Annotated in this window: 17 protein-coding genes; 6 read left to right on the forward strand and 11 right to left on the reverse strand. The window is 70.4% G+C overall.

All coding sequences use genetic code 11. The features are described from left to right. The first annotated feature begins 128 nt into the window (after positions 1 to 128). Positions 129 to 1,736 carry a CocE/NonD family hydrolase gene (locus AB0B91_RS19225; RefSeq protein WP_358320936.1) on the forward strand — a complete coding sequence of 536 codons (1,608 nt, stop codon included), beginning with the start codon at positions 129 to 131 and terminating at the stop codon, positions 1,734 to 1,736. A 36-nt stretch (positions 1,737 to 1,772) separates the two neighbouring features. Here the strand turns inward: AB0B91_RS19225 and AB0B91_RS19230 are convergent, their stop codons facing one another. Genes AB0B91_RS19230 through AB0B91_RS19260 form a run of 7 tightly spaced genes read right to left on the reverse strand, consistent with a single transcriptional unit; the run spans position 1,773 to position 14,259 of the window. Continuing rightward, positions 1,773 to 4,445: a hypothetical protein gene (locus AB0B91_RS19230; protein WP_358320939.1), complete on the reverse strand. Its 2,673-nt coding sequence runs from the start codon at positions 4,443 to 4,445 to the stop codon at positions 1,773 to 1,775. Continuing rightward, positions 4,445 to 6,901, reverse strand: coding sequence for a glycoside hydrolase family 3 N-terminal domain-containing protein (locus AB0B91_RS19235; protein ID WP_358320942.1), 2,457 nt, complete (start codon positions 6,899 to 6,901; stop codon positions 4,445 to 4,447). Before AB0B91_RS19235 ends, AB0B91_RS19230 begins: the two co-directional genes overlap by 1 nt. Beyond that, a complete protein-coding gene (locus AB0B91_RS19240) occupies positions 6,888 to 8,189 on the reverse strand; it encodes a glycosyl hydrolase (RefSeq protein ID WP_358320945.1) in 1,302 nt (433 codons plus the stop codon). The genes AB0B91_RS19235 and AB0B91_RS19240 overlap by 14 nt, the downstream gene beginning before the upstream one ends. A 1-nt stretch (position 8,190) precedes the next feature. Continuing rightward, positions 8,191 to 9,027, reverse strand: a complete 837-nt coding sequence (locus tag AB0B91_RS19245) for a carbohydrate ABC transporter permease (RefSeq protein ID WP_358320948.1) — start codon at positions 9,025 to 9,027, stop codon at positions 8,191 to 8,193. Further along, positions 9,027 to 9,923, reverse strand: coding sequence for a sugar ABC transporter permease (locus AB0B91_RS19250; protein ID WP_219537291.1), 897 nt, complete (start codon positions 9,921 to 9,923; stop codon positions 9,027 to 9,029). Before AB0B91_RS19250 ends, AB0B91_RS19245 begins: the two co-directional genes overlap by 1 nt. Next, complete coding sequence (locus tag AB0B91_RS19255; protein ID WP_358320954.1) at positions 9,920 to 11,200, reverse strand: extracellular solute-binding protein; 1,281 nt, start codon at positions 11,198 to 11,200, stop codon at positions 9,920 to 9,922. The genes AB0B91_RS19250 and AB0B91_RS19255 overlap by 4 nt, the downstream gene beginning before the upstream one ends. Next, on the reverse strand, positions 11,197 to 14,259 hold the full coding sequence (locus tag AB0B91_RS19260; RefSeq protein ID WP_358320957.1) for a glycoside hydrolase family 38 C-terminal domain-containing protein: 3,063 nt from the start codon (positions 14,257 to 14,259) through the stop codon (positions 11,197 to 11,199). The genes AB0B91_RS19255 and AB0B91_RS19260 overlap by 4 nt, the downstream gene beginning before the upstream one ends. Positions 14,260 to 14,398: 139 nt before the next feature. On the opposite strand from AB0B91_RS19260, the gene AB0B91_RS19265 reads away from it, so the two are divergent. Together AB0B91_RS19265 and AB0B91_RS19270 are read left to right on the forward strand one after the other, a co-directional pair. Beyond that, positions 14,399 to 15,502: a LacI family DNA-binding transcriptional regulator gene (locus tag AB0B91_RS19265; RefSeq protein WP_358320960.1), complete on the forward strand. Its 1,104-nt coding sequence runs from the start codon at positions 14,399 to 14,401 to the stop codon at positions 15,500 to 15,502. Further along, positions 15,499 to 17,442, forward strand: coding sequence for a beta-N-acetylglucosaminidase domain-containing protein (locus AB0B91_RS19270; protein WP_358320962.1), 1,944 nt, complete (start codon positions 15,499 to 15,501; stop codon positions 17,440 to 17,442). Before AB0B91_RS19265 ends, AB0B91_RS19270 begins: the two co-directional genes overlap by 4 nt. Positions 17,443 to 17,448: 6 nt before the next feature. Here AB0B91_RS19270 and AB0B91_RS19275 read toward each other — a convergent pair whose 3' ends face one another. Then, positions 17,449 to 17,706: a beta-galactosidase gene (locus AB0B91_RS19275; RefSeq protein WP_358320965.1), complete on the reverse strand. Its 258-nt coding sequence runs from the start codon at positions 17,704 to 17,706 to the stop codon at positions 17,449 to 17,451. A 58-nt stretch (positions 17,707 to 17,764) separates the two neighbouring features. Here AB0B91_RS19275 and AB0B91_RS19280 point away from each other — a divergent pair, with 58 nt between their 5' ends. Further along, positions 17,765 to 18,775: an ABC transporter substrate-binding protein gene (locus AB0B91_RS19280; protein ID WP_358320968.1), complete on the forward strand. Its 1,011-nt coding sequence runs from the start codon at positions 17,765 to 17,767 to the stop codon at positions 18,773 to 18,775. Here the strand turns inward: AB0B91_RS19280 and AB0B91_RS19285 are convergent. Continuing rightward, on the reverse strand, positions 18,772 to 19,572 hold the full coding sequence (locus AB0B91_RS19285) for a transporter substrate-binding domain-containing protein (RefSeq protein ID WP_358320970.1): 801 nt from the start codon (positions 19,570 to 19,572) through the stop codon (positions 18,772 to 18,774). The genes AB0B91_RS19280 and AB0B91_RS19285 overlap by 4 nt on opposite strands. Beyond that, complete coding sequence (locus tag AB0B91_RS19290; RefSeq protein WP_358320973.1) at positions 19,569 to 20,897, reverse strand: hypothetical protein; 1,329 nt, start codon at positions 20,895 to 20,897, stop codon at positions 19,569 to 19,571. Before AB0B91_RS19290 ends, AB0B91_RS19285 begins: the two co-directional genes overlap by 4 nt. Positions 20,898 to 21,078: 181 nt before the next feature. Between AB0B91_RS19290 and AB0B91_RS19295 the strand changes: the two genes are divergently transcribed. Continuing rightward, positions 21,079 to 21,555 (forward strand): peptidase inhibitor family I36 protein, encoded by a 477-nt coding sequence (locus tag AB0B91_RS19295; RefSeq protein ID WP_358320976.1) that lies wholly within the window; start codon positions 21,079 to 21,081, stop codon positions 21,553 to 21,555. Positions 21,556 to 21,558: 3 nt separating this feature from the next. On the opposite strand, the gene AB0B91_RS19300 is transcribed toward AB0B91_RS19295, so the two are convergent. Beyond that, on the reverse strand, positions 21,559 to 22,854 hold the full coding sequence (locus AB0B91_RS19300) for a glutamate-1-semialdehyde 2,1-aminomutase (RefSeq protein WP_358320979.1): 1,296 nt from the start codon (positions 22,852 to 22,854) through the stop codon (positions 21,559 to 21,561). A gap of 115 nt (positions 22,855 to 22,969) precedes the next feature. Here AB0B91_RS19300 and AB0B91_RS19305 point away from each other — a divergent pair, with 115 nt between their 5' ends. Then, positions 22,970 to 23,821 carry a fumarylacetoacetate hydrolase family protein gene (locus tag AB0B91_RS19305; protein WP_358320982.1) on the forward strand — a complete coding sequence of 284 codons (852 nt, stop codon included), beginning with the start codon at positions 22,970 to 22,972 and terminating at the stop codon, positions 23,819 to 23,821. Positions 23,822 to 23,826 lie beyond the last annotated feature (5 nt).

The raw sequence follows: 23,826 nt of genomic DNA on the forward strand, positions 1-23,826 counted from the left end.
CCGGTTGGATGAGGCGGTCTACCATCCGCGGTAGCCGCTTCTACCTTGTTCGCTTACACCGGGGGGCGATCTACCACAGAAGTCGCAGACAGTCGGCGGTTCCGTCCCCATGAACAGGAGCACCACTGATGAAACTCCTCAGTCATGTCCTGCAGCGCTTCCTGAAGCTGGACCCGCCGCTCACGCGGGACATCGCGGTCCACCACGATCTGCGGGTCCCCATGCCCGACGGGGTCGAGTTGCTGGCCGACCGCTGGGCGCCGCGCACCGGGAGCGACGGGTTGCCGACCGTGCTGCTGCGCAGTCCGTACGGACGCAGCGGACCAGTCTTCGGCGGTGCGATGGCGCTGCCCTGGGCCGAACGCGGGTTCCAGGTGGTGGTGCAGAGCACCCGGGGCACGTTCGGCTCCGGCGGGGTCTTCGACCCGATGCGGCAGGAGCGCGAGGACGGCCTGGCGACCCTGGAGTGGGTGGGGAAGCAGCCGTGGTTCGGCGGCTCCATCGTCCTGGCCGGCGCCAGCTACCTCGGCTACGTTCAGTGGGCCGTCGCGGACAGCCTGCCACCGACGGTCAAGGCCATGATCACGCAGGTCACCGAGTCGGCGCTGACGCTGGAATTCCTGCGCGCGGACGGTCTTTCCCTGGAGACGCCGTTCGGGTGGGGCGTTCAGGTGGACGGCCAGGAACGCCGCTTCGCGTTGCTGCGGCAGCTCACCCAGGGTCGCAAGAGGGGCCGGGCACTGTTCGCCCTGCCGCTCGGCGGGTCCGACGTCGCCGCCACCGGCCACCGCGTCGACTACGTCCAGGACATCCTGGCCCACGACGCGGCGGCTCCGCGCTGGGCCGGGCTCGACCACCGGGACCGGGTGGCGCAGGTCAGCGTTCCGGTCAGCTCGATAGGTGGCTGGTACGACATCTTCCTGCCCGGTCAGCTCCGTGACTTCCGGACGCTGCAGGAGGCGGGGCGCCCCGCGCGACTGACGGTCGGGCCGTGGACCCACCTCGGTATGGACGGCACGGTGATGCGGGAGAGCATCGCGTTCGGACTCGCCCACGCCAGCGGGCAGCAGCCACCGGAGCGCGCGCCGGTACGCCTGTACGTGATGGGCCAGGAAACCTGGCGCGACTTCGACTCCTGGCCGCCGGAAGGTCACGCGCCGCGACGCTTCCACCTCCAGCCCGGCGGCGACCTGGCCACCGAGCCGCCCGGCGAGTCACCGCCCGACCGGTACCACTACGACCCGGCCGACCCCACACCGGCGGTCGGCGGGGTGCGCATGGTCCGCGGCGCCGGCCGGGCCGACAACACCAAGCTGGAGAACCGTCCGGACGTGCGCATCTACACCACCGGCGTGCTCGACCAGGACGTCGAGGTCATCGGCGAGGTCAGCGCCGAGATCTGGTTCCGCTCCAGCCTGCCGTACGCGGATGTGTTCGTCCGGCTGTGCGATGTCGACCCTCGCGGCCGCTCGTACAACGTCTGCGACGGTCTGGTGAGCCTGTCCGGCGCCGACGAGCTCACCCTCGCCAAGGTGACGCTGTGGCCGACCGCGTACCGCTTCAAGCGCGGCCACCGCATCCGCGTCCAGGTCTCCAGCGGCGCCTTCCCCCGCTACGCCCGCAACCCGGGAACCGGCGAACCCCACGCCACCGCCACCACACTCCGGTCCGCCGACCAGGAGATCCACCACGATCGCGAGCACCCGTCCGCCGTGATCCTGCCGGTCCGCACCTGACCTTGGGGGACGGGGCGACCCGCCCCCCTTCCGCGGTCAGTTGCCGCGCAGTACGGTCGTGGCCTTGTTGCCGGCGTAGTCCTCCAGGATGGCGACCACCTTGCTGGTGGCGCTGGACATGGTCACCGTTTCGGCGCCCCGGGTGGTGCGGCCGCGGATGATGTACGGCTTGGCGCCCGAGCTGTAGGTCGTCGCGAACGACTTCGCCTGGCCGTCCTCAAGGATGGTCAAGGTGTGCCAGTCCGGAAGAGCCGGCCGGGAGAAGGTGAACGTGTTCCCGTTGATCGCCACCGCCGAGGCCGGATAGGGGCTGATCTCGGCATCGGCGAACGTCCCGCGTGCCCCGGTGGTCGTGCCCGTTCCCGCCCGCAGGGTGAGGAGGTAGTCGCCGCCGTCGACGGGTACGCCGGTCAGCGTCGTGCCCGTGCTCGTTCCGGACAGTTCGACCTCCTTGGTGTACGGGTGGGCGGTGTCGAGGCTCTGGACCTTCAGGGTGATGGGCCCGCCGCTCCCCCGGACCGGAGGCGTCCAGGCGGCCGTCAGCGTGCCGTCCGGCTTCGCTGACGTCTTCACCCCGCCCGGCGCCGTGGACAGGTCGAACGACGTGGTCGCCGCCGGGCTCTGCGACCCGTCCGGGCCGACCGCCACCAGCTTGATCGTTCCTGACGTGGCCGTGAAGCGCTTGACGTAGTAGACGTCGTCGTAGACTCCGCCGAGATAGGTGTCGTCGAGGTAGACGTCGTAGCGGCGTACCTTGTCGTACCCGGAGCGCTTCCAGGACAGGAACAGCTCGCCGGTCTCGGGGAGCAGCTCGGTGATGCGCAGGTCCTGCGGCGCGGCGGGCGTGTTGGCCTGGCCGTCGCGCAGGGCCAGGGAGCCGAGGTTGACCTGATATCCCGGGATGGGGCGGGCGCCGGCCGCGACGACCAGGCCGAGCGCGGCGACACGCTGACCGGCGTACGCCGACAGGTCCGCCGACCCGGTGGTCCAGCCCGTGGTGTGCCGGCCCGAGCCGGCCAGCGGGAGCTGGATCACCTTGGCCGGGTCGGAGGCGAGGACGAGGCCGAGCCGGAGTTCGGAGTCGTCGCTCGCCGAAGGCTTGTTGTAGGTCAGCTCAAGGGTCGAGCGCTTGGTGAGCTTCAGGTCCGTCTTGTAGAGCCGCGCGGTGTTGTCGCTGTCCAGGGTGCCGCTGAGGACGAGGGAGCTGCCGCCGTTGTAGGCGCCGATCTTCTGGTAGGAGAACCGGCTCGCCGGCGTGTACGCGGGGCCGTAGTCGAAGTCGGCGCTGAGGGGGGTTCCGGCCGCGTCGATCCACCACTGCCAGGTCACCGGGAGGTCCTGGAGGTTGACGTTCCCCCACTCCTTCGGGTTGGACAGCCGGCCCTTGGTCCAGGTGGACAGGCCGTGGCCGGTGTTGAAGGAGGTGGCGAACGTGGTGCCGCCGATGACGGAGCGTTCGGCGATGTACTTCGAGATTCCCTTCCAGCTGCCCTCTGGCGTGGTGGCGCCCTGGGAGGAGCCGGTCCACCAGCGGCGTTCCCGGTCGAAGACGTCTCGCTGGGCCGCGTCGTCGGTCTTGCCGGCGTAGTCGGAGGAGACGAAGTCGGCGCCGAGGGTGGCGATGGCGTTCATCGGCGCACCGCTCGCGTCGAGGTTGTCGTCGAGGTTGTAAGGCTGGTCGAACTGGTACTGCCCGGCCTCGACGCCGGCGAAGACGCTCTTGCGGGCGTTCAGTCCGAGGCCGGCGGCGTAGTTCTTGGAGTTGGTGAGCTTGGTCCTGTTCCACCAGTAGTTGAGGAAGATGGAGTCGGACACGTCACCTTGAGCGTCGCGTACGAACGGGCCGTTGACCGAGTTGAACTCGTTCTGGTACGAAATGGCGCCGGTGGAGCTGTTGATGGAGTCGTACCACTGCACGTAGATGCCGCCCGCGCGCAGTTGCCGCAGAAACTCCTTGTACGCCGGGATGTCGGCCGGCGCCAGCTTCGCCTCCTGGTTGATGAAGTAGCCGTCGAAGCCGTAGAACTTGGCGAGCTGGATGAGCTTGGCGGCGACGGGGAAGCCGCCGTCGGCGTCGCGGACCAGGAGCTCGGCGTAGGTCTGGTCGCCGCGGTCGTTGTCGGAGAAGAAGACGCACCCCAGCGAGCGCACCCCGTTCGCGTGGGCCGCGTTGGTGTAGCCGGGGTTGGGCAGGTTGAGCATCCCGAACTCGAACCACTTCTCCCGCCAGTCCTTGGCCGGGTCGTAGTAGCTCACCGGCACCCCCTCGGTGGGCATGCCGTGCCAGGAGGCGTAGAAGTCGGCGTACTGCCAGTAGTTGAAGAGGTACTGGCTGAACTCGTTGGTGTAAGGGTGGCTTTCGAAGAAGGCGTTGCCGTAGTCGCCGGCCAGGGTCAGCAGCTGGGTGTCGGCGGGCAGGGCGGGGGTGCGCTGCGTGGCGGCGTTGGCCGGGTTGCGCCTCTGGAGCGGCACCTTGGCGCGTAACAGCTCGGCGTGGGCGTCGTCGGCGGGGTTCCAGCGCAGCAGGTCGGTGACGGAGTAGCCGTGCTGGTAGGGCTGGTGGGCACCGGCCGCGCTGTCGCCCGTCCAGGGCAGCGTGTCGCTGGCCGCGGCGCCGCCGGCGGCGAGCACGACGGTGAGCATCGCGGCCAGGGCGGCGGTGCCCGCACGGGTCGTCACCCGTCTGCCGGTGCGAGGTGATCGGGCCATCACAACTCCTCACTGTTGAGAATGAGCTCGGCCGCTGGCGGCCTGAGGTGGCTGAACGGTCGGAGGGTCTCGTGGAGGTCTTCGACGTACAGGTCGGTGACGGCCCGGTCCGCCGCGCCCTCGGCGAAGCAGCGCGCCGCGGGCAGGTCCCAGGCGACGGTGACGCGGGCGCCCGGCGGGACGGTGACCCTGCGGAAGGCGAGCAGTTCGCGTACGCGAGGCAGCACGACGCCGCCGGCCCGGTGCCCGAACAGCGGCACGATGACCTCGGCCTCGGCATCGGCGGGGTTGACGACCTCGACGCTCACCCGGACCGTGGCCGCGTGCGCCGACGCGGTCAGGCGGTCGAACCGCACGGGCCGGTAGCGCAGGCCGGAGCCGAAGGGGAACAGCACCGGGTCCGGCGCGTCCTGGTAGACACCATGGGCCGGGTGCCGGTCGTTGTGGCGGACCGGCACGGCCCCCGGATGGCGTGGTGCGGTGAACGGCAGGCGGCCGACCGGCTCGTGGACACCGAGCAGCGCGTCGACGATCGCATGGCCTCCGTGCGGACCGGGGTAACCGGCCCACAGCAGGGCGTCGGTGTGGGCGAGCACGCCGGTGAGCACATGCGGACGGCCGGCGATGACGACGGCCACCACGGGGCAGCGGGCCCGCGCACGAACTTCGGCGACCAGGTCGTCCTGGCCGCCGGGCAGGGAGAGGTCGGCCAGGTCGACGCCCTCCCCTGCCGTCGCGACGGTCGCCGGACCCGCGATCGCCCCGTTGGCGGCGAAGTCCTCCGCGTACGTACGGTGGCTCGTCCCGCCGAGCGCCAGGATCACTACGTCGGCGCCTTTTAGATCGGCCGCCGTAGGCACTCCGGATACACACCTCACCTCGGCACCGCTCAGGTCGGCCACCGTCGGCACGCCGGACACGCACCTCACCTCGGCGTGGGGAAGCGCCTGCCGCAGGGCCAGGTCCAGGCCGGCGGCCGACCCCGGGGGCAGGGGCGGCACGTAGTCGCCCAGCAGGGCGGTGACGTCGCGGGCGTTCGGACCGGCGAGGACCACCTTGGTCAGCGCCCGCCGGTCCAGCGGCAGGAGCCCGCCGCCATTGCGGAGCAGCACCAGCGACTGCCGGGCCAGCCGACGGGACAGGCCGTCGGCGGCGCGGCCGGCCAGGGCGAGCGTTTCGCGATGGTTGAGCGTGACGGGCGCGGTGGCCGCAGGCAGGCTTTCCGTGAGCAAGCCGAAGCGCTGCTTGAGCGTGAGGACCCGGCGACAGGCGGTGTCGACCAGCTCGGCCACCCGCGGGTCCTCGGTGACGGCCTGCTCCAGCAGGCCGAAGGACTCGTCCCAGAGCGACAGGTCCACGCCGGCCTCGAGCGCCGCCACGGCGGCGGCCGTCGGGTCGCCCGTCATCGCGGTGAGCCGATCGACGGCCAGGCCGTCGGCCATGACGATTCCGTCGAAGCCGCATTCGGCCCGCAGGAAGCCGGTGAGCAGGTCGCGGTTGGCGCAGCACGGCACCCCGTCGATGTCGTTGTAAGCCGCCATGAACCCCAGCGCCCCAGCCTCCACAGCGGCCCGGACCGCCGGGAGGTGCAGCTCGCGCAGGTCGCGGGCGCCGATGACGGCGGACTGGCCGTTGCGCCCGCCGACGGCTTCGCCTTGAGCGGCCAGATGCTTGACCACGATCGCCACTCCGCCGCCGCCCACCGCGCCGCGATCACTACCCTGCATGCCGATCACCAGCGCTCTGGTGAGCTCCGCGGCCAGCAGCGGATCTTCGCCAAAGCACTCCTCCGCCCGCCCCCAGCGTGGGTCGCGCAGCAGGTCGAGCGCGGACACCAGCGCCAGGTGCACCCCGCTGGCCGCGAGCTCGGCCGCGACGGCGGCCGCGGCCTCGGTCAGCAGCGCCGGATCCCACCCCGCGGCCACCGCGAGGTTGGTCGGCAGCAGCGTCCCGCCCAGCGCCTGGTGCCCGTGCGGGGCCTCCTCGGACAGCAGCACTCCGATGTGGCGCCCGCCCGCCCGCGACACCTCGTCCTGGACCAGGGCGGCCACCTCGGCGCGTTCCTCCGGCCGGATCCCGTCGGCCCACGAGCGGCCCGACCAGGCGTCGGCGCGGAAAACCCCGTACAGTGCGCCGAGTCCGCCCCACCGATCGAGCTCGGCACGAGCGAGGTCGGTGAGCCGGAAACCGCCCCGGGGAGCCCGCTCGACGGCCTGCCAGCCGAACAGGCGCTGGTTGAGCTGGCCGACCTTCTCCCGCAGGGAAAGCTCGGCGAGCAATAGCTCCACGACGCCGATCCCCAGCCCCATGCCGGGCCCGGTCCCGGTCCCGGGTTCGCCACCGCCACGGCCACCGCCACCGCCGCCCCCGCTCCCGCTGCTCCCGCTCCCGCCACCGCCGCCCCCGCTCCCGCTGCTGCCTCTGCCGCTGCCGCTGCCGGGCTCAACGATCAGCATGCGCGGCCATCCGTTCGAGCACCTCGACATCGGCGACCGAGCTGTAGAAGGTGCGACCCGTCGGCTCGGCGTGGACGAGCCGTTCGATGCCGCGGGCGCGTAGCGCCGACGGGTCGCCCGCGGTCGTGGAGGTGACCACGGCGGGCCGGGCTCCGGCGCGGGCGCGGCTCATCCAGGTCTCGAACACGCCGCCGCCGGGAGAGAGCTCCGCCCGGGACACGGGGACGTCCTCGGCGTCGACCGGAACGACGACGGCCTCCCGCCGTGGGGAAGGGCGCGGCCGGTGCCGCAGTTCGGCGGCCAGTTCGGCGAAGCGCCTGCCGATCGGCTTGACGCCGGCGTCGGCGCCGATCAGGCCGAGGCTGTACTCCAGGTCGGGGAAGTCGGCCAGCCCGCGTTCCACGTCGTGCGAGCACCACCACGTGACACCCCACAGGGCGTCGCTGTCGGCCGCCGCCCGCACGGTGCCCTCGCAGAAGTCCGGCGCCTGGTCCTCGGTGAGGTGGTTGAGCGGCGCGCCGACCTCCTGCAGCCACACCGGGCGGGCCGGGTCGAGGGCGAAGGCGCGCGACAGCTCGATGAGGTACGCGGCGTGGCTGACGCTCTCGTGCGACATCGCGCCGTACCCCTGCGCCGTGCCGTTGAAGATCCACGAGTGGATCACGCTCATCTGGCCGTGCCGGGTGGAGTGCGCGGGGGTGAAGGCGTGACCGTCGGCGTACCAGACGGCGTCGTATTCGGCGTTGAGCCGGAAGTGGCGCCGGTCGCGCGGACCTTCGCCGTGCAGCGCCCGGAGCCAGACCGTGACCTGCTGCGCGGTGGCCGGCATCGGGCTCGGGTGCAGGGCGGAGGTGAACTGGTTGACCTCGTTGCCCAGGGTCAGGCCGAGGAAGTTGGGCAGGTCGCGCAGGTGCTCGTCGAGGGCCTCGACCAGGTGGGCCTGCGCGCCGATCGCGTCCGGGTCGGTGAACATGCTGCGGCGGTGCCAGTCCGTCAGCCAGCTCGGCACGAAGTCGAAGCCCGACAGGTGTCCCTGCAGGACGTCGACGCTGGCGTCGAGACCGGCCTCGCCGGCGATCTCCACGACGTGACGCACGTCGTCGAGGGCGCGGCGGCGGATCAGCGTCCGGTTCGGCTGCAGGACGGGCCACAGCGGCATGACGCGGACGTGATCCAGGCCGAGCCCGGCCAGGGCCGTCATGTCGCGCCGGGTGGCCGTCCAGTCCGGATCCAGCCAGGAGTAGAACCAGTCCCGGGAGGGCGTGTAGTTGACCCCGAATCTCAGCATTTCACCCTTTCAAGCCTCCCGCTTCGAGCCCGCGGAAGAAGTAGCGCTGCAACACGGCGAAGAACGTGACGATGGGAACCAGGGCGATGATCGTGCCGGCCGCGATGAGGCGCGGATCGTCGTAGAAGGTGCCGCGCAGCCGGTTCAGTCCGACGGTGAGGGTGTAGTTGTCCTCGTCGGACAGCACGATGAGGGGCCACAGGAAGTCGTTCCACGAGCCGACGAAGGCGAAGATCGCCACGACGGTGATGACGCCCTTGACCTGGGGGACGGAGACGCGGATGAACCGCTGCCAGGCGTTGGCGCCGTCGATGACGGCCGCCTCGTCGAACTCGGCGGGCAGGTTGGCGAACGCGTTGCGCATGAGCAGCACGTTCAGCGCGGCCACGATCGTCGGCAGGACGACGCCGATCAGGGTGTTGGCCAGACCGGCCGCCCTGACCAGCAGGAACTGGGAGATGAGGACCGTCTCGGCCGGGACGAGAAGGGCGGCGACGAAGATGCCGGCCGCCACCCCGCGGCCGCGGAAGCGCAGCCTGCCCAGCGCGTAACCGGCGCAGGTGGCGCCCACGACGTTGCCGGCGACGGCCATGGCGGCCACGGTCAGTGAGTTGAGCAGGTAGTGGGGCACCGGGATGCGATCGAGCACGGTCGAGAAGTTCCCCAGCGTGGGATGGCCGGGGATCAGCTCGGGCGGCCGGGTGTACAGCGCGTCGCCGGCGCCCTTGAGCGACAGCGAGAGCTGCCAGAGCAGGGGGCCGGCCAGCAGCACGGCCATCAGGACCAGGATCAGGTAACGCACGGCCGAACCCGGCGAGAAGCGACGTCGGGTGGACATCAGAAAGACCTCTGCTTGCGTTGCATCACGAGTTGCGCGATCAGCAGCGCGCCGAGGATGACGGACATGACCAGGCTGATCGCGCCGGCGTATCCGGTACGCGCCTGCAGGCCGGTGCCTTCGCGCTGGATGAGCATGGTCATCGTCAGATCGCCGCCGCCCACCCCTCCGGTGCCGTCGGTGAGCACGTAGATCTCGCCGAAGACCCGGAAGGCCGCCACGGACGACAGGACGCCGATGAGCGCCATCGTCGAGCGCACGCCCGGAACGGTGACGTTCAGGAACGTGCGTACCGGGCCGGCGCCGTCCATCGCCGCCGCGTCGTACAGGCTGGGGTCGATGTTCGCCAGCGCGGCCAGGTAGATGACCATGTAGTAGCCCAGGCCCGTCCACACGGTGACGAACATCGCGCTGAACAGCAGCAGCCAGCGGTCGGTGAGGAACGGCACGGGCTGGGCGACGAGCTTGAGCGTGCCGAGCAGCTCGTTGACCAGGCCGCGTTTGTCGAGCAGGTTCGTCCAGATCAGGCCGACGATCACCGGTGACATGATCACCGGCAGGTACATGGTGGTGCGGAAGAACCCCATGAGCCGCCCGGCCCCGCTGAGCAGCGAGGCGAGGACCAGGGGCAGCACCACCATGAACGGCACGACGCACACCACGTACAGGCTGGAGTTCAGCAGCGCGGTGCCGAACCGCTCGTCGGCGAACATCCGCCGGAAGTTGTCCAGTCCGACGAAGTCCCCGGGCCGCAGCAGCATGGAGTCCGTGAACGCCAGCCGCAGCGTGTTCAGGAACGGCACGAGGACCAGGAGCACGACGACGGCCAGGCCCGGCACCAAAAACAACCAGGGGGTCACGCGCCACTTGTGGGTGGCCGGGGTGGAGTCGGTCATCCGTGCGAGGCCAGCCGGTCGTTGGAGTACTTGACCGACTCGTCCAGCGCCTGCTGCACCGACTTCTTGCCCAGCAGGGCCTGGGCGATCTGCTCGCGGAGCGTGTCAGCGTCGGCCGAGCCGGAGAAGGCCGGCGGCCACCACACGACCGCCTTCTTGACCTGGGCGGCGCTCTCCAGGCGCGTCTTCGTGGCGGGGTCGCCGTCGTCCTTGGTGAAGTACTCGTCGTCCATCGACCCGGTCGACGAGGGGAACACCGAGGCCTTCTTGGCGAAGGCGAGCTGGTTGGCGGCGTTGGTCACGTACTTGGCGAAGGCCGTGGCCAGGGGCTGGTTCTTGCCGGTGGCGTTCACGACGAGCGACTCGATGTACATGTTGGGGGCGGCGGTGCTGATCCGCGGCCCGATCCCGAGCGCCTTGTAGATGTCGGGCGCGGTCTCCTTCAGGTCGTTGAGGGTGTAGGAGCTGCCCGACAGGTACGCCAGCCGCCCGGCTTTGAACTCCTCCACCTCCTTGGTCTGGAGGTTGTTCAGCGACTCCTGGGTCAGGCCCTTGCCGGCATACAGCTTCCTGAAGCGCTCGACCAGCTCCACGCCCTTGGCGTCGTTGTAGGTGAACTTCTTGCCCGCGGCGTCCATGAGGGGCACGCCGGCCTCACCGAACATCTCGATGACCGGCATCCGGGCGATCATCGACACGTCCGAGCACTTCTTGGCCATGGTCTCGGCCTGGCTGAAGAGCTCGTCATAGGTGGCGGGCAGCTTGGCCGGGTCCAGACCGCACTTCTTGAACAGCGCCGTGTTGAAGAACGACGGCCCGGTGTTCAGGTACCACGGGTAGCCGAAGGTTCCGCCGCCGAGCCCGCTGAAGGTCATCGCCTCCCACGCCTTGTCCAGGTACAGGCTCTTGGCCTGGGGGTCGGCCTTGCTGAGGTCGAGCAGGACCCCGGCCTGGGCCAGGGTGTAGGCGGCCTCGGGTCCCATGTCGACGACGTCGGGCAGCGCCCCCGCGGCGGCGTCGGCCGACAGCTTGTCCTGGTAGCCCTCGGCGGGCTGGTCCACCCAGGTGATCTTCGTGCCGGCGTGTTCCTTCTCGAAGGCCGCGATCAGCTCGGTGAAGTAGGGCGTGAACTTGTCGTTCTTCAGGTTCCAGGTCTGGAACTTGATCGTGCCCGACAGCGCCCCGCCAGAGGCTTGCGGCGTCGGATCGCCGCCGCCGCACCCGGACAGCAGTAGCGATCCTAGGGCGAGTGCCGCGACACCGGTCCATTTTTTCATTGGATGTCCTCCTTGGGTGGGGCGGCGATCCTCAGGGTCGCCACCTGGAAAGGGCCGAGATCCAGCCGGGCCTCGCTCACGGAACGGTGTGTCGGCCCCACGGCCAGGGGCAGGTCCTCGTCACCGGTGAGCTCTCGTTCGAGCAGGTCGGTCTCCCACAGGACGGCTCCCGCGCCGAGTTCCTCGTGGCAGTGCATCCGTGCGCTCGCCCGTCCTCCCTGGGTCTCGTACACGCGGACGACCAGGTCACCGGAGCCGTCGTCGGCCTGCTTCACCCAGTCGACGACCGCGTGGCCGGTGAGGAGCTCCAGGCGGACCAGCGGTGCTATCGGCGACAGCCCGGCGAGGTCGGGTGCGTTGAACGCGTAGGCGGCCTCCACGGCGGTGGGCACGTCCGCGCCGGGCAGCACCGCCCAGCGGAAGGCGTGCGTGCCCTGGTCGGCGTGGGGGTCGGGGAAGCGCGCGCTCCGGAGCAGGGACAGCCGGACGACGGTGGAGTCGCCGTCGGCGCGGGCGTCGGCTCCGTACATCGTGTCGTTGACGATCGCGAGGCCGAAGCCGGCGTCGGCCACCTGCACGTAGCGGTGCATCGCGGCCTCGAACATCGCCTCCTCGGACGCGGTGTTCGCGAGCAGCGGGCGTTCGACGTACCCGTACTGGGTCTCGAACCGCGCGGTCCGCGCGCTGACCCGCGCCGGGATGGCCACCTTCAGCAGGCGTTCCCGCTCCTGCCAGTCGACGGCGCACTCGGTCTCGAACCGCCCGGTGCCGGCCCGCAACCACATGGTCAGCGTGATCGTGGACGCGCCGGTCCGCCGGACCACCTCCACGCCCGCGTCGGATCCGTCGCGGATCACCTTCCGGCTCGTGACGTCGTCGAGCACCTGGGGGTGGCGCAGCACGTGCCGGTCCACGTCCCAGGCGTCCCAGCGCACCGGCTCGTCGCGGAAGAGCTGCAGTTCGTTGAGGCGCCGCCCGGGCGGGACGACCTCCCGGCCGCCGCGCTGGTCGAGGAGGGAGACGACATGGCCGTCGCCGTCCACCACGACCCGCAGCAGACCGTCATCCAGTACGGTGGCGCCGGCCTCGCCGTCGGTGACCTCGACGACGGCCGCACTCGGTTCCGCCGCAGCGCGTGGGTCGGCCCGCTCGCCGCCCAGTGCCGCCGTGGCCTGTTTGATCAGATCGTGCAGCCGTTCCTCGACCGCCCGGTAGGTGTCGCGGGCCTCGCGGTGCACCCAGGCGATCGAGGTTCCGGGGAGGATGTCGTGGAACTGGTGCAGCAGCACGGTGCGCCAGATCTCGTCGAGGTCCGCGTGCGGGTAGGGCGCGTCGCGCAGCGTGCTCGCCGCCGCGCTGAGGTATTCGGCCGCCCGCAGCAGCGACTCGCAGCGCCGGTTGCCCTGTTTCATGGCCGTCTGCGAGGTCAGGGTGCCCCGGTGCAGCTCCAGATAGAGCTCGCCACGGTAGACCGGTTCCAGGGATCCGGCGTCCAGCAGCTCGGCCTCGGCCTCCTGGAAGAACTCCGCCGGCGACCTGGAGGTCACCCGTGGCGCGCCTTCCAGGTCGGCGAAGCGGTGCAGCCGTTCGGCCATCTCCCTGGTGGGTCCGCCGCCTCCGTCGCCGTACCCGTAGGGCAGCAGCGAATGGGACGCGATCGCCTTGTCCTTGAAGGTGGTGACCGCGTGGCGGAGCTCGCGGGCGGTCACCTCGGCGGCGTACGTCTCCGCGGGTGGGAAGTGGGTGAAGATCCGCGTGCCGTCGATGCCCTCCCACCAGAAAGTGTGGTGCGGGAAGACCGTGGTGTCGTTCCAGGAGATCTTCTGGGTCAGGAACCAGCGGGACCCGGCCCGGCGGGCCAGCTGGGGCAGGGCGCCCGAGTAGCCGAACGAGTCGGGCAGCCACATCTCCCGTGGTTCGCGGCCGAACCGGCTGATGAAGTAGCGCTTGCCGTAGGTGAGCTGGCGCACCATCGATTCGCCGGTGGGAATGACGCCGTCCGCCTCGACCCACATGCCGCCGACCGGTACGAACCGGCCCTGCTCGACGTGGTGCCGCACCCGGTCGAACAGCTCCGGGTAGTGCTCTTCGAGCCAGCTGAAGTGCTGGGCCGCCGACATCGTGTACACCAGCGCGGGGTCGGCGTCGAGCAGGGCGAGCGCGTTGGAGACCGTACGGGCGAGCTTGCGTACCGTCTCGCGCAGCGGCCACAGCCACGCCGTGTCCATGTGCGCGTGCCCGACGGCGGTGATCCGGTGGGCGCTGGCGTGCGCGGGCGCGGCCAGGACGGGAGCCAGGATCGCGCGCGCCCGCCGGGCGCCGTCCTCGGCGTCCGCCTCGTCGTAGACGTCCAGGGCCTCCTCTATCGCGCGCAGCAGCCGCCAGTGCCGGGGCTCGTCCGCGCTCAGCTCGGCGGCCAGGCCACCGGCGACGTCCAGGTCGCAGGCCAGGGCGTGGATCTCCGGCGAGAACGCGGCGAGCTCCGCGCGGCGCAGCCTGAACTGCTCGAACGGCTCCTCCGCCCCCTTCTCACCGTGATCGGTGACGACGAACGGCGGCAACCCGAGCAGCAGCGGATTCGCCGCCGCCTCGACGTAGAGCACGAACGTGCCGTCGGCGTCGAGCAGGCCGGGGACGGCTCCGTCTCCGCGTAACCGGACGTGGGACTGCCGAGGGTGCAGGCCTTTGACGATCGTGCCGTCCGGGGTGAAGACCAGGCCCTCACAGTGGCCGCCGACGGAGTGGTCGAACCAGCCCAGGTCGAGGACGAGGTCAAGGGGACCGGCCTGCTGCCCGGCCGTGCCGCGGATCCGGAACCAGGTCGTGGCCCAGGCCTGTCCCCAGGCGGCGCCCAGCGGGAAGGGACGGTAGCCAGGTGCGGTACGGCCGGGGTCGCGGGCGAGCCCGAGGGCGTGCCGGGCGCTCACCGGTTCCCCGTCGTCCGCGACGGTCCATGCCTCGACCTCGACGCCTGCCGACCGGGCGTGAATCCGGGGCAGGATCCGGTCTCGCCGCACGCGGTCGAGCCGCTCAAGGGTGCGGCTGAGGAGGTTGTGCATCGCGTGCCTCTCCGTAGCGGAGGTGTGACAATATGCCTGAAACGTTTTAGTTGTGGCAAGTGACCGAAGACTAATACGGTTTAGTTCTCATGGTCACGAGGGAGGATCATCTCGTTTGCGTAACGACGATGGAGGAGCGATGCCACCGAACGACGAGGTTCCGCCTGCTTCATCCGGCTCCCCCGAGCCCTCGGCGCCCGCCCCACCGGCCCGGCTGAAGAGCACCGACATCGCGCGGCTGGCGGGCGTCTCCGTCTCGGCGGTGTCACTGGCGTTCAACGCCCGCCCCGGCATCAGCGACGCGACGCGCAAGCGCATCCTCGAGGTCGCCGAGGAGCTCAACTGGCGCCCGCACCGGGCCGCGCGCTCCCTCAAGGGGGCCAGCAACGACGCGGTCGGCATCGTCCTCGCCCGTCCGGCCCGCACGCTGGGCGTCGAGCCGTTCTTCGCGCACGTCCTGTCGGGCCTGCAGTCCCGCCTGTCCAACGAGGGCATCGCCACCCAGCTCCTCATCGTCGAGGATCCCCAGGCGGAGGTGGCGGTCTACCGCCGCTGGGCCGCCGAGAACCGGGTCGACGGGCTGGTGCTCTTCGACCTCACGGTCGACGACGTCCGGCCGCGGCTCATCGCCGGCCTCGGCATCCCCGCCGTCATCCTGGGCGGCCACGGGGCTCCCCTGCCGCTGACCAGCGTCTGGGTCGACGACCACGCGGCGATGACCCGCGTCCTCGCCTACCTCGCCGCGCTCGGCCACCGGTTCCTCGGCCACGTCAGCGGCATCCCCTCCTACCAGCACACACGACGCCGCCTCCAGGCCGTCGCCGACGCGCGCGAAACGCTCGGCGTCGACATCGTGAGCGTGGCGACCGACTACTCCGACACCCAAGGAGCGTCGGCCACGCGCCAGTTGCTGGAGGCGAGCCCCCGGTGCACGGCGATCATTTATGACAGCGACGTCATGGCGGCGGCGGGGCTGGGCGTGGCCACCGAGAGGTCCGTACGGGTCCCCGGCGACGTCTCCATCGTGTCCTTCGACGATTCCATCCTCACCCAGTTGCCGCATCCCCCGATCACCGCGCTAACCCGCGACACGTACGCGCTCGGCACGCTCACCGCGACCGAACTGCTCCACGTGATGGCCGAGCGTCCGGAGCCCCGCGCGGTGCAGGCTCCCACCCCCGACCTCGTCATACGCGCCAGCACCGCGCCTCCAGCCGACATAGACGAATGGAGAGTTTCGTGAGGAAACCAACCCGCACAGCAGCCCTCGCGCTGGCCGCGACCCTGTGCGCCGGGGCACTCCTGCCCGCCCCCGCGGCCCATGCCGCTCCTCCCTTACCCTCGGTGTCGCCGACTCCGCAGTCGCTGAGCGGCGTCGGTGCGGCCGCCGTCGTCACCAGCCGGGTGCAAGTGATCGCCGACGACCAGACCGACCCCGCCGCCCGCGACCGCCTCGTACGGGAACTCAAGGCACACGGCGCGACCCGGGTGGACATCGTCACCCCTGACCGGACCCCCGCCGCCGGGCTGCTCACGGTGCGGCTCGGCCCCGCGGCCCGCCCGGACATCGCGCGGGCGCTCGGCGACGTGGTCGTGCCCGACAAGGCCGAGGGATACGCGTTACGGGTCTCGGGCGGCCGGTCGCGCCAGATCGCGCTCGGCGGCAAGGACGCCGGGGGCCAGTTCTATGCCGTGCAGACGCTGCGCCAGTTGTTCGTCCGCTCGGGTGGCGGCTGGGAGGTGGCGGGAGTCCGGGTCAGCGACTTCCCGTCCATGCCGCTGCGCGGCACCATCGAGGGCTTCTACGGCGCGCCGTGGACACACGCCGAACGCCTCGACCAGATGGACTTCTACGGCGACGTCAAGGCCAACACCTACATCTACGCCCCCAAGGACGATCCCTACCACCGCGACAAGTGGCGCGACCCCTACCCGGCGGCCAAGCTCGCCGAACTGGGCGAGTTGGTGGCCCGGGCCGGCGCGAACCATGTCCGCTTCACCTTCGCGCTCTCCCCCGGCGTGTCGATCTGTTACTCCGACCCCGCGGACCGCGACACCCTCAAGCGGAAGCTGCAGGCGCTCTACGACCTGGGCGCCAGGGCGTTCTCCATCCCGCTGGACGACATCAGCTACACCCGCTGGAACTGCGCGGCGGATGAGGCCGCGTACGGCGCGGCCGGACGCACCGCCGCGGCGAAAGCCCAGGTCGATCTGCTGAATGACGTGCAGCGCACCTTCATCGCCGGCCACGACGGCGCCCAGCGGCTGCAGATGGTGCCCACCGAGTACGGCGATCTGACCGACACCACGTACAAGCAGACCTTGCGGGAATCCCTGGATCCCGCGATCGAGGTGATGTGGACCGGCACCGACACGGTGCCGCCGGAGATCACCAACGCGCAGGCCGAGAAGGCGGCGGAGCTGTTCGGCCGCAAGGTCTTCGTCTGGGACAACTACCCGGTCAACGACTACGGCAACACCAGTGGCCGGCTGCTCCTGGCGCCCTACGACAAGCGTGAGGGCGGCCTGGCCGCGCACCTGTCCGGCATCGTGGCCAACCCGATGAACCAGCCGTACGCGAGCAAGGTCGCGGTCTTCGGCGCCGCGGACTTCACCTGGAACGACGGAGCGTACGACGCGAGCAGGAGCTGGCCACGGGCGATGTCCTATCTCGCCCGCGGCGACAAGGCGGCCACCGAGGCCCTGCTGGTCTTCGGCGACCTGGAGCACGTGGCTCCCACCTTCGGCGGCACCCCCTGGCAGCCTCAGGCACCCGTCCTCGCCGCGCGCGTGGCCGAGTTCTGGCGAGTGTGGAACGGCGGGCGGCCCGGCGACGCGATCGCCGCGCTGCGTCCGTACGCGAAGGCCGTCGCCACGGCGCCGGCCACCATCCGCGGCGGATCGGTGGAGAAGGGCTTCACCGACGACGCCGCGTCCTGGCTGGACGCCACCGAGCTGTGGGGCAGGGCGATGGTGACCATGCTCGACGCGCTCCAAGCCAAGCAGGCCGGAGACGAGACCAAGGCCGCCGCGTTGCTCGCCGAGTCGCGTGACCTGCAGCGGCAGGCCCGCGCCGTCCGGGTCAGCCCGCCGCGCAACCGCTGGGGCGCGGCCCAGCCCCAGGTCGGGGACGGGGTGCTCGACGTCTTCCTCGCCGCGGCCGACGCTCGGCTCCAAGGGTGAAACGGGTCAGCCGAACTCCTCGACGTGCTCCTCCGGAGGTCCCAGCTCGGGGCGGTCCCGCAGCTCGGCGACCGGCGCGTCGGAGTCGTAGCTGGTCACAGTGGGCTGCAACCGGCCCTCGTGCTCGTTGCCGCCCGCCCAGAGCCCGAAGTTGGTCCCGCCGTGCGCCATGTAGACGCTCACGCCGCCGCCGTCGGCGCCGCGCCGTTTACCGCACCGGCCAGTAGGCCATGGGTGGGTGGAGATCGGTTGCGTGACTCTCATGGCGGAGTGTCGAATGGGAGCGCACGGGCGAGACGTCGGGCGACCCCTTGGAGAGGCCATGAGGCCGTTAGCCATCGCGTTGGTAGCGGTCCTGATGGTCGCGGGCTGTTCGACGTCGAGAAGGGACAAGATCACGGTCGCGTGCGGCGCGAGCGAGCAATGGTGCGCGATGATGGTCAAGAGGTTCTCCGACGCCACCGGCGTGGAGGCCGACTTCGTCCGGCTGTCGAGTGGCGAGGCGCTGGAGCGGATCAAGGCGGCCAGGGCACGGCAGGAGTTCGACGTCTGGCACGGCGGTCCGGCCGACGCCTACGTGGCCGCCAAGAGTCAGGGCCTGCTTGAGCCGTACAAATCCGAAAAATCCGTTGAAATCCGGCAGGGGTGGGCTGATCCGGAGAACGCCTGGAGCGGGATCTACGCCGGCGTGCTGGCCTTCTGCAACAACACCAAGGAGCTGGCCGAACGCGGCCTGAAGCCGATCAGCTCCTGGCAGGATCTGCTGGACGAACGGCTGCGCGGCAGCGTCGCCATCGCCCACCCGGCCACCTCCGGGACCGCCTACACCACCCTGTGGACGCAGGTGGAGCTCAACGGCGGCGATCAGGACGCGGCGCTCGGCTACCTGCGCAAGCTCCACCCGAACGTGCTCAGGTACAACTCCTCCGGCAGTGCGGCCGCCGTGCAGGCGGCCAAGGGGGAAGCGGCGGTGGGCGTCGCGTTCTCCCATGACTGCGTCGCCGCCCAGGAGCAGGGCTATCCGAACCTGCAGGTGACCTTCCCCGCGGAGGGCACCGGTTACGAGCTCGGCGGCCTGGCGGTGCTGGCCGGGGCCCACAACCCCGACAGCGCGCGCAAGTACGTCGACTGGGCGCTGAGCGGAGCGTCCCAGCGGCTGGGGCCGCTGGCGAAGTTCTACGCCCTGCCCACCAACACCAAGGTGCCGGCGCACTCCAAGGCGGCCGACCCCGCGACGGTCAAGCTGGTCTCCTACGACGTGGAGGTCGCCGGGCGCGCCAAGCAGGCGCTCGTCGACAGGTTCAGCGCCGAGATCGCCAGGCCGCCCGCCTAGGAGCAGCCCTCGAACTGCGGAACCGCCACCACCGACAGGTCGATGCCGGACTTGCCGAACCACTTGTCCAGCAGCATGTTCGCCGTGCCGTCCTGGTACATCTCGGTGATGGCCCGGTTGAGCTCCTCACAGCCGTCGACGTCGCCCTTGCGCACGCCGATCGACGTGCGTTGCTCGTTGAAGGTCGCGCCGACCAGGTGCAGGTCGACGCCCGGCCTGGTGAGCAGCCCGGCCAGGATCTGGCTGTTGGTGGAGATGGCGTCGATCCTGCCGTCCTTGATCATCTCCAGGCAGGCGTTGTAGTCGGGTGCCGGGACGACGATCGCCTTGACCCGGCGCTCGTCGACGATCCGCTGGGCGATGTTCGTGCCGCGCACCCAGCAGATCTTGCGGCCCTCCAGGTCGCGGACGTCGCGGATGACGCCCTTGTCGGCCGGTCGTACCGCGATGTCCTGGAAGTCGACATGGTACGGCCCGGCGAAGTCGATCACCTTCTTCCGCTCCGGGGTGACCGACATGTGGGCGAAGACCAGGTCGGCACGCCCGTCCGTGAGCACGGTGAGCTGGTCGCCGGCCTTGATCTCCAGCCAGCGGATCCGCTTGCCCAGCCGGGAGATGAGATCCTCGGCCACGTCGATGTTGAAGCCGTCGTAGGAGCCGTCCGCCCCCTTGAAACTGATCAGCGGGACGTCGGAGCGGATGGCGACGATCAGCTCGTCGTGGTCCATGAGGGAGGCCGGCCGTGCGGCGCCGCAGGCGCTGACCAGCAGGATCAGGCAGATCAGCAGTCTTCTCACCGGTACTCCCTGAGTCGTGGCCATACGCCGACCAGGATGAGCAGGGCGCCGGCGGCCAGCCCGGCGGGGATCGACCGCCACAGCGTCTCCAGGGCTCCGTCGCCGCTGTCGATGGCGCGCTCGAAGTCGGACTCGTGCCGCCGGACCAGTTCCTCCAGCACCTTGTCGTAGCTCTCGTAGGTCTGGGTGAGCTCGCCGTCCCAGAACTTGATCGCCGCCTCGGCCGACATGGTCCGCATCCGCCCGTCGGCCTGCTGGAACCGCTGGTAGACGGTGAAGAGTCGTTGCCGGTCCTGGCCCGTCAGACTGCCGAGCAGTCCTTGGAAGTCGGCGCGCAGCTTGCTCTGGTAGTCGGGCAGGCTGGTCGACTCGACGGCCGCGATCGTCTGAGACTTGTCCAGGAAGGTGTGTTCGTAGGTGTCCTTGCGGAAGCGGTCGAGCAGGTAGCGGCTCTGGTCTCCGTACATGCTCTTGCTGATCGCCCGCGCTCTGGTCAGGGTGAGCACCGAGTCGAACCCATCGCGCTTGGCCTCCTCCAGCGCCTGGCCCTGCCGGTTGAGCAGAGCCGTACCGGTCACCAGACCGGCCGCGGTGAGCACGGTCGCGACCACCAGGGCCGGCGCGAAGACCCGCCGGAACCTGCGGGTCAGATAGGCCTGCAGGCCCAGCAGGCAGGCCAGCGCGAGCAGCCCGATGACGATGACGGCGAAGCGGGCCAGCGAGGTGGTCGAGCGCTCGGCGGCGTGCGCGCGTCTGACGATCGTCCCGGTTTCCAGGGTCAGGTTGTACGCCTGAGGGAGCAGTTCGCGATGCATGAGGTCGGTGGCCTGCTGATAGGCCCTGACCACGTTGTCGGGCGGCTGTCCCGCGGTGTGCTTGGACTGCGTGTCCAGCAGCCGGGCCTGAGCCGCCAGCCGTTCGTAGCGGCCGAGCCCCTCGATCAGCGACTCGACCGTGCGCTGCTCGGCCGGGTTGTCCAGGGCCAGCCGGTAGGCCCTGAGCAGGCTCTCGGAGATCTCCAGCCGCCGCTGGTCATAGCTGGTCAGGTCGGCCTGTTGCTGCGGGCCGTACTCCCTGCCCAGCAGCAGGGCCTCGGCCACCAGCGCGTCCATCTCCGACAGCTGCCGATACAGGCCCGCGGTGGCGAGCACCTGCGGCCCGGCGTCATGCCCGGTGGTGCGCAGGCTGGAGCCCGTACTCGCCGCGCCGGCCAGGATCGCGGCCAGCAGCAGGGCCAGCGTCAGCAGGGACAGCCCGGCCAGCGTGCGCACCCGCCCGGAGACCGACTCCTTGCGCCGGACCGGAGGCGTCGCCGTCACCGTCATAACAGACTCCGGCGGGAGAGGCCAGGATCGTGAGTGTGCACCGCGCCCCCCGAGATCGACTCGTGCTCGGAAATCGAGCATGGCCGCGGGCGCGGCAGATCCGCAAGAGGGGACTCAACACCGACTCAACACATGCTCAACACCGCGCTGCCTACCTTCTTCCCAGCCGATCGAAGGAGACATGATGAAGGCAGTGAGAACGACCGCCATCGCCATCGGTGCCGGTGCGATAGTCGTCAGCGGATTCGCCGCGGCCCCGGCCCAAGCGGCCCGGATCGACACCTACCTGGCCGCGATTCCCAACGGTACGAAGCTGAGCGACAACGAGATCTCCTGGGAGGGCGGCACGGTCCGCCTGCTGATGTCGGCGACCCAGGCATCCTGCCCGTCCGGTTGGTACTGCGTGTACGAGCACAGCAACTGGCGCGGTGCGATGGCGAAGTGGCGCTCATCCCCCGCGAAGTGCAAGAAATTCGAATTCACCCGCTACTGGCGGGACAAGATCTCGTCGTTCTGGGCGCGCGGCAACTGCCCCAGCGACAACTACTTCCTCAAGGACAAGAAGGTCGCCCAGCCCGACCCCTTCGAGCCTTTCGTGGGCAAGAAGGCATACGTCCGCTACAACGACCGCTACGACTACGCGGCCCACGGCCTGTGAGCGTCAGAGCGAGCTCAGCGCCGCCGAGAACGCTTCGACGGTCGCGGCGACGTCCGCCTCGGTGTGCGCGGTCGACAGGAACCACAGGCCGCGCGGCACCATGTTGACCCCCTGGTCGAGCAGCGCGGCGTGCAGGCGGCCCATCATGGCCCGGTCCGTCGCCGCGAAGTCGCGGTAGTTCCGCACGGCGGACGCCTCGGTGAAGTAGATCTGGAAGACCGGTCCCGGCCCGTCCACCAGCATCGGGACCCCCGCTTTGGCCGCCGCCTCCGCCAGGCCGCGCATCAGCTCCCGGCCCCGGGCGTACAGCGTGCCGTACACCTCGTCCCGTTGCTCGTCGAGGATGCGCAGGGTCGCCTCGGCGGCGGCGATGCCGACGGGCTGGGAGTTGAACGTGCCGGCGTGCGCGACCTTGCCGGAGGAGATGGCGTCCATCACGCGGGCGCGTCCGGCGAGCGCCGACACCTGCATCCCGCCCGCCATCGCCTTGCCGAACACCGACAGGTCCGGGGAGACGCCGAGGTACTCCTGGGCGCCGCCGGGAGCGAGCCGGAAACCGGTGATGATCTCGTCGAAGATGAGCAGGCTGCCGTGGCTGTCGCAGAGTTCGCGGACACCCTGGAGGTAGCCGGGGTCGGGCTCGATGGCTCCGGTGTTGCAGAGCACCGGCTCGGTGACCACGGCGGCGATCTGCCCCGCGTGCTCGTCCATCAGCCGGGACAGGGCGTCGAGGTCGTTCCACGGGCAGACCACCAGGTCGGCGGCCTCGGGCTGGCCCGCCGTGCCGGGGACGGCGGCAGGGCGGTCGGCGGGCCCGGCCGCCTCCAGGGGCGGGTGCACGCTGTAGAGGACCGGGTCCAGCCAGCCGTGGTAGTGCCCCTCGAACTTGAGGATCTTGGGCCGCCCGGTGAAGCCGCGGGCCAGCCGCCAGGCGGCGTGCACGGCCTCCGAGCCCACCGTGTTGAACCGGACGCGCTCGGCCGAGGGCACCATGGCGCAGAGCCGTTCGGCCACGCGGGCCTCCGCCGCGTGCTGGGCGGAGTAGACGATGCCGCGGGCCACCTGCGCGGTGACCGCCTCGACCACCGCGGGCGGGCAGTGGCCGAGCAGCGCCGGTCCCTGACCGAGCACGTAGTCGAGGTAGGTGTTGCCGTCGGCGTCCCAGAGCCGCGCGCCCGCCGCCCGGTCCACGTAGAGCGGAACGCCCGCCATGCGGCGGGCGTCGCTGGAGACGCCGCCGGCGATGTAACGCTGGGCGGTGGTGTACAGGTCGCGGCTGACGTCCAGTGTCCGGGTCATGTCGGCCATCAAACGGTGAAATATCGCCTGGCCACAAGAAAGAGGGCAAGAAGCGGGTTGTCAGCGCAAATTTCGGTGCTTGTGGTGGTCGCGGGCCCTTGATGGGGTTGCGGTCATGTTCCTTGGACGTATTCGGCGTACCCCCGCAGGCCCCGTCGAGCTGGTGGCCCTGCACCCGAGCGGCGACGGCCTGCTCAGCCTGGCCGACCTCGGCGACGACCCGGTGGCCGCCCTGCGCGTACACGGTCTCGACTGGCTCACCGAACTGGTGGACGAGCGCTCGGCGGGCCCCCTGCTGGACCAGAGCGCGGTGCTCTTCGAACCGCCGGTGGCCACCTGTACGAAGATCTGCTGTCTGGCCCTGAACTACCGGGCGCACGCGGAGGAGAGCGGCATGGAGGTGCCGCCCGAGCCGGTGCTGTTCTTCAAGCCGCCGTCCGCGCTCACCGGTCACAACCGGCCGGTGGTGGCGCCGGCCCGTACCCGCCACCTGGAGCACGAGGTGGAGCTGGCGGTCGTCATCGGCAAGGCCACCAGGAACCTGCCCGCCGAACGGTGGCAGGAGGCCGTGGCCGGCTACACCGTGATCAACGACATGACGGCCCGCGACCTGCAACTCGCGAACATCGCCAGGAACGTCCCCTGGGACCAGTCAAAGGGATTCGACACCTTCGCCCCGGTCGGGCCGTTTCTGGCGACGGTGGACGAGGTGCCGGATCCGCAGGGGCTGGAGCTGGTCCTGGAGGTGGACGGCGAGGTCAGGCAGCGGGCGAACACCAAGCAGATGGTCTTCGGTCTCCCCCGGCTGATCGAGGACCTGTCCGACGGGATGACACTGATGCCCGGAGACCTGATCGCGACCGGCACCGTGGCCGGAATCGCGCCGCTCAAGGACGGCGACACCATGAGGGCGACGGTGGCGGGAGTCGGCACGCTGGTAAATACGGTCAAATTTCGGTCCGCCTAAAGTAG

The sequence above is a fragment of the Nonomuraea sp. NPDC049141 genome (assembly GCF_040648415.1).
GTDB lineage: Bacteria > Actinomycetota > Actinomycetes > Streptosporangiales > Streptosporangiaceae > Nonomuraea.

Excerpts from the sequence above, each read along its gene's own strand:
- AB0B91_RS19225 (WP_358320936.1), top strand. The coding sequence starts at position 129 with ATGAAACTCCTCAGTCATGTCCTGCAGCGCTTCCTGAAGCTGGACCCG.
- AB0B91_RS19260 (WP_358320957.1), bottom strand. The coding sequence starts at position 14,259 with ATGCACAACCTCCTCAGCCGCACCCTTGAGCGGCTCGACCGCGTGCGG.
- AB0B91_RS19300 (WP_358320979.1), bottom strand. The coding sequence starts at position 22,854 with ATGACCCGGACACTGGACGTCAGCCGCGACCTGTACACCACCGCCCAG.
- AB0B91_RS19240 (WP_358320945.1), bottom strand. The coding sequence starts at position 8,189 with ATGCTGAGATTCGGGGTCAACTACACGCCCTCCCGGGACTGGTTCTAC.
- AB0B91_RS19290 (WP_358320973.1), bottom strand. The coding sequence starts at position 20,897 with ATGACGGTGACGGCGACGCCTCCGGTCCGGCGCAAGGAGTCGGTCTCC.
- AB0B91_RS19265 (WP_358320960.1), top strand. The coding sequence starts at position 14,399 with ATGCCACCGAACGACGAGGTTCCGCCTGCTTCATCCGGCTCCCCCGAG.
- AB0B91_RS19275 (WP_358320965.1), bottom strand. The coding sequence starts at position 17,706 with ATGAGAGTCACGCAACCGATCTCCACCCACCCATGGCCTACTGGCCGG.
- AB0B91_RS19305 (WP_358320982.1), top strand. The coding sequence starts at position 22,970 with ATGTTCCTTGGACGTATTCGGCGTACCCCCGCAGGCCCCGTCGAGCTG.
- AB0B91_RS19280 (WP_358320968.1), top strand. The coding sequence starts at position 17,765 with ATGAGGCCGTTAGCCATCGCGTTGGTAGCGGTCCTGATGGTCGCGGGC.
- AB0B91_RS19250 (WP_219537291.1), bottom strand. The coding sequence starts at position 9,923 with ATGACCGACTCCACCCCGGCCACCCACAAGTGGCGCGTGACCCCCTGG.
- AB0B91_RS19295 (WP_358320976.1), top strand. The coding sequence starts at position 21,079 with ATGATGAAGGCAGTGAGAACGACCGCCATCGCCATCGGTGCCGGTGCG.
- AB0B91_RS19255 (WP_358320954.1), bottom strand. The coding sequence starts at position 11,200 with ATGAAAAAATGGACCGGTGTCGCGGCACTCGCCCTAGGATCGCTACTG.
- AB0B91_RS19230 (WP_358320939.1), bottom strand. The coding sequence starts at position 4,445 with ATGGCCCGATCACCTCGCACCGGCAGACGGGTGACGACCCGTGCGGGC.
- AB0B91_RS19245 (WP_358320948.1), bottom strand. The coding sequence starts at position 9,027 with ATGTCCACCCGACGTCGCTTCTCGCCGGGTTCGGCCGTGCGTTACCTG.
- AB0B91_RS19235 (WP_358320942.1), bottom strand. The coding sequence starts at position 6,901 with ATGCTGATCGTTGAGCCCGGCAGCGGCAGCGGCAGAGGCAGCAGCGGG.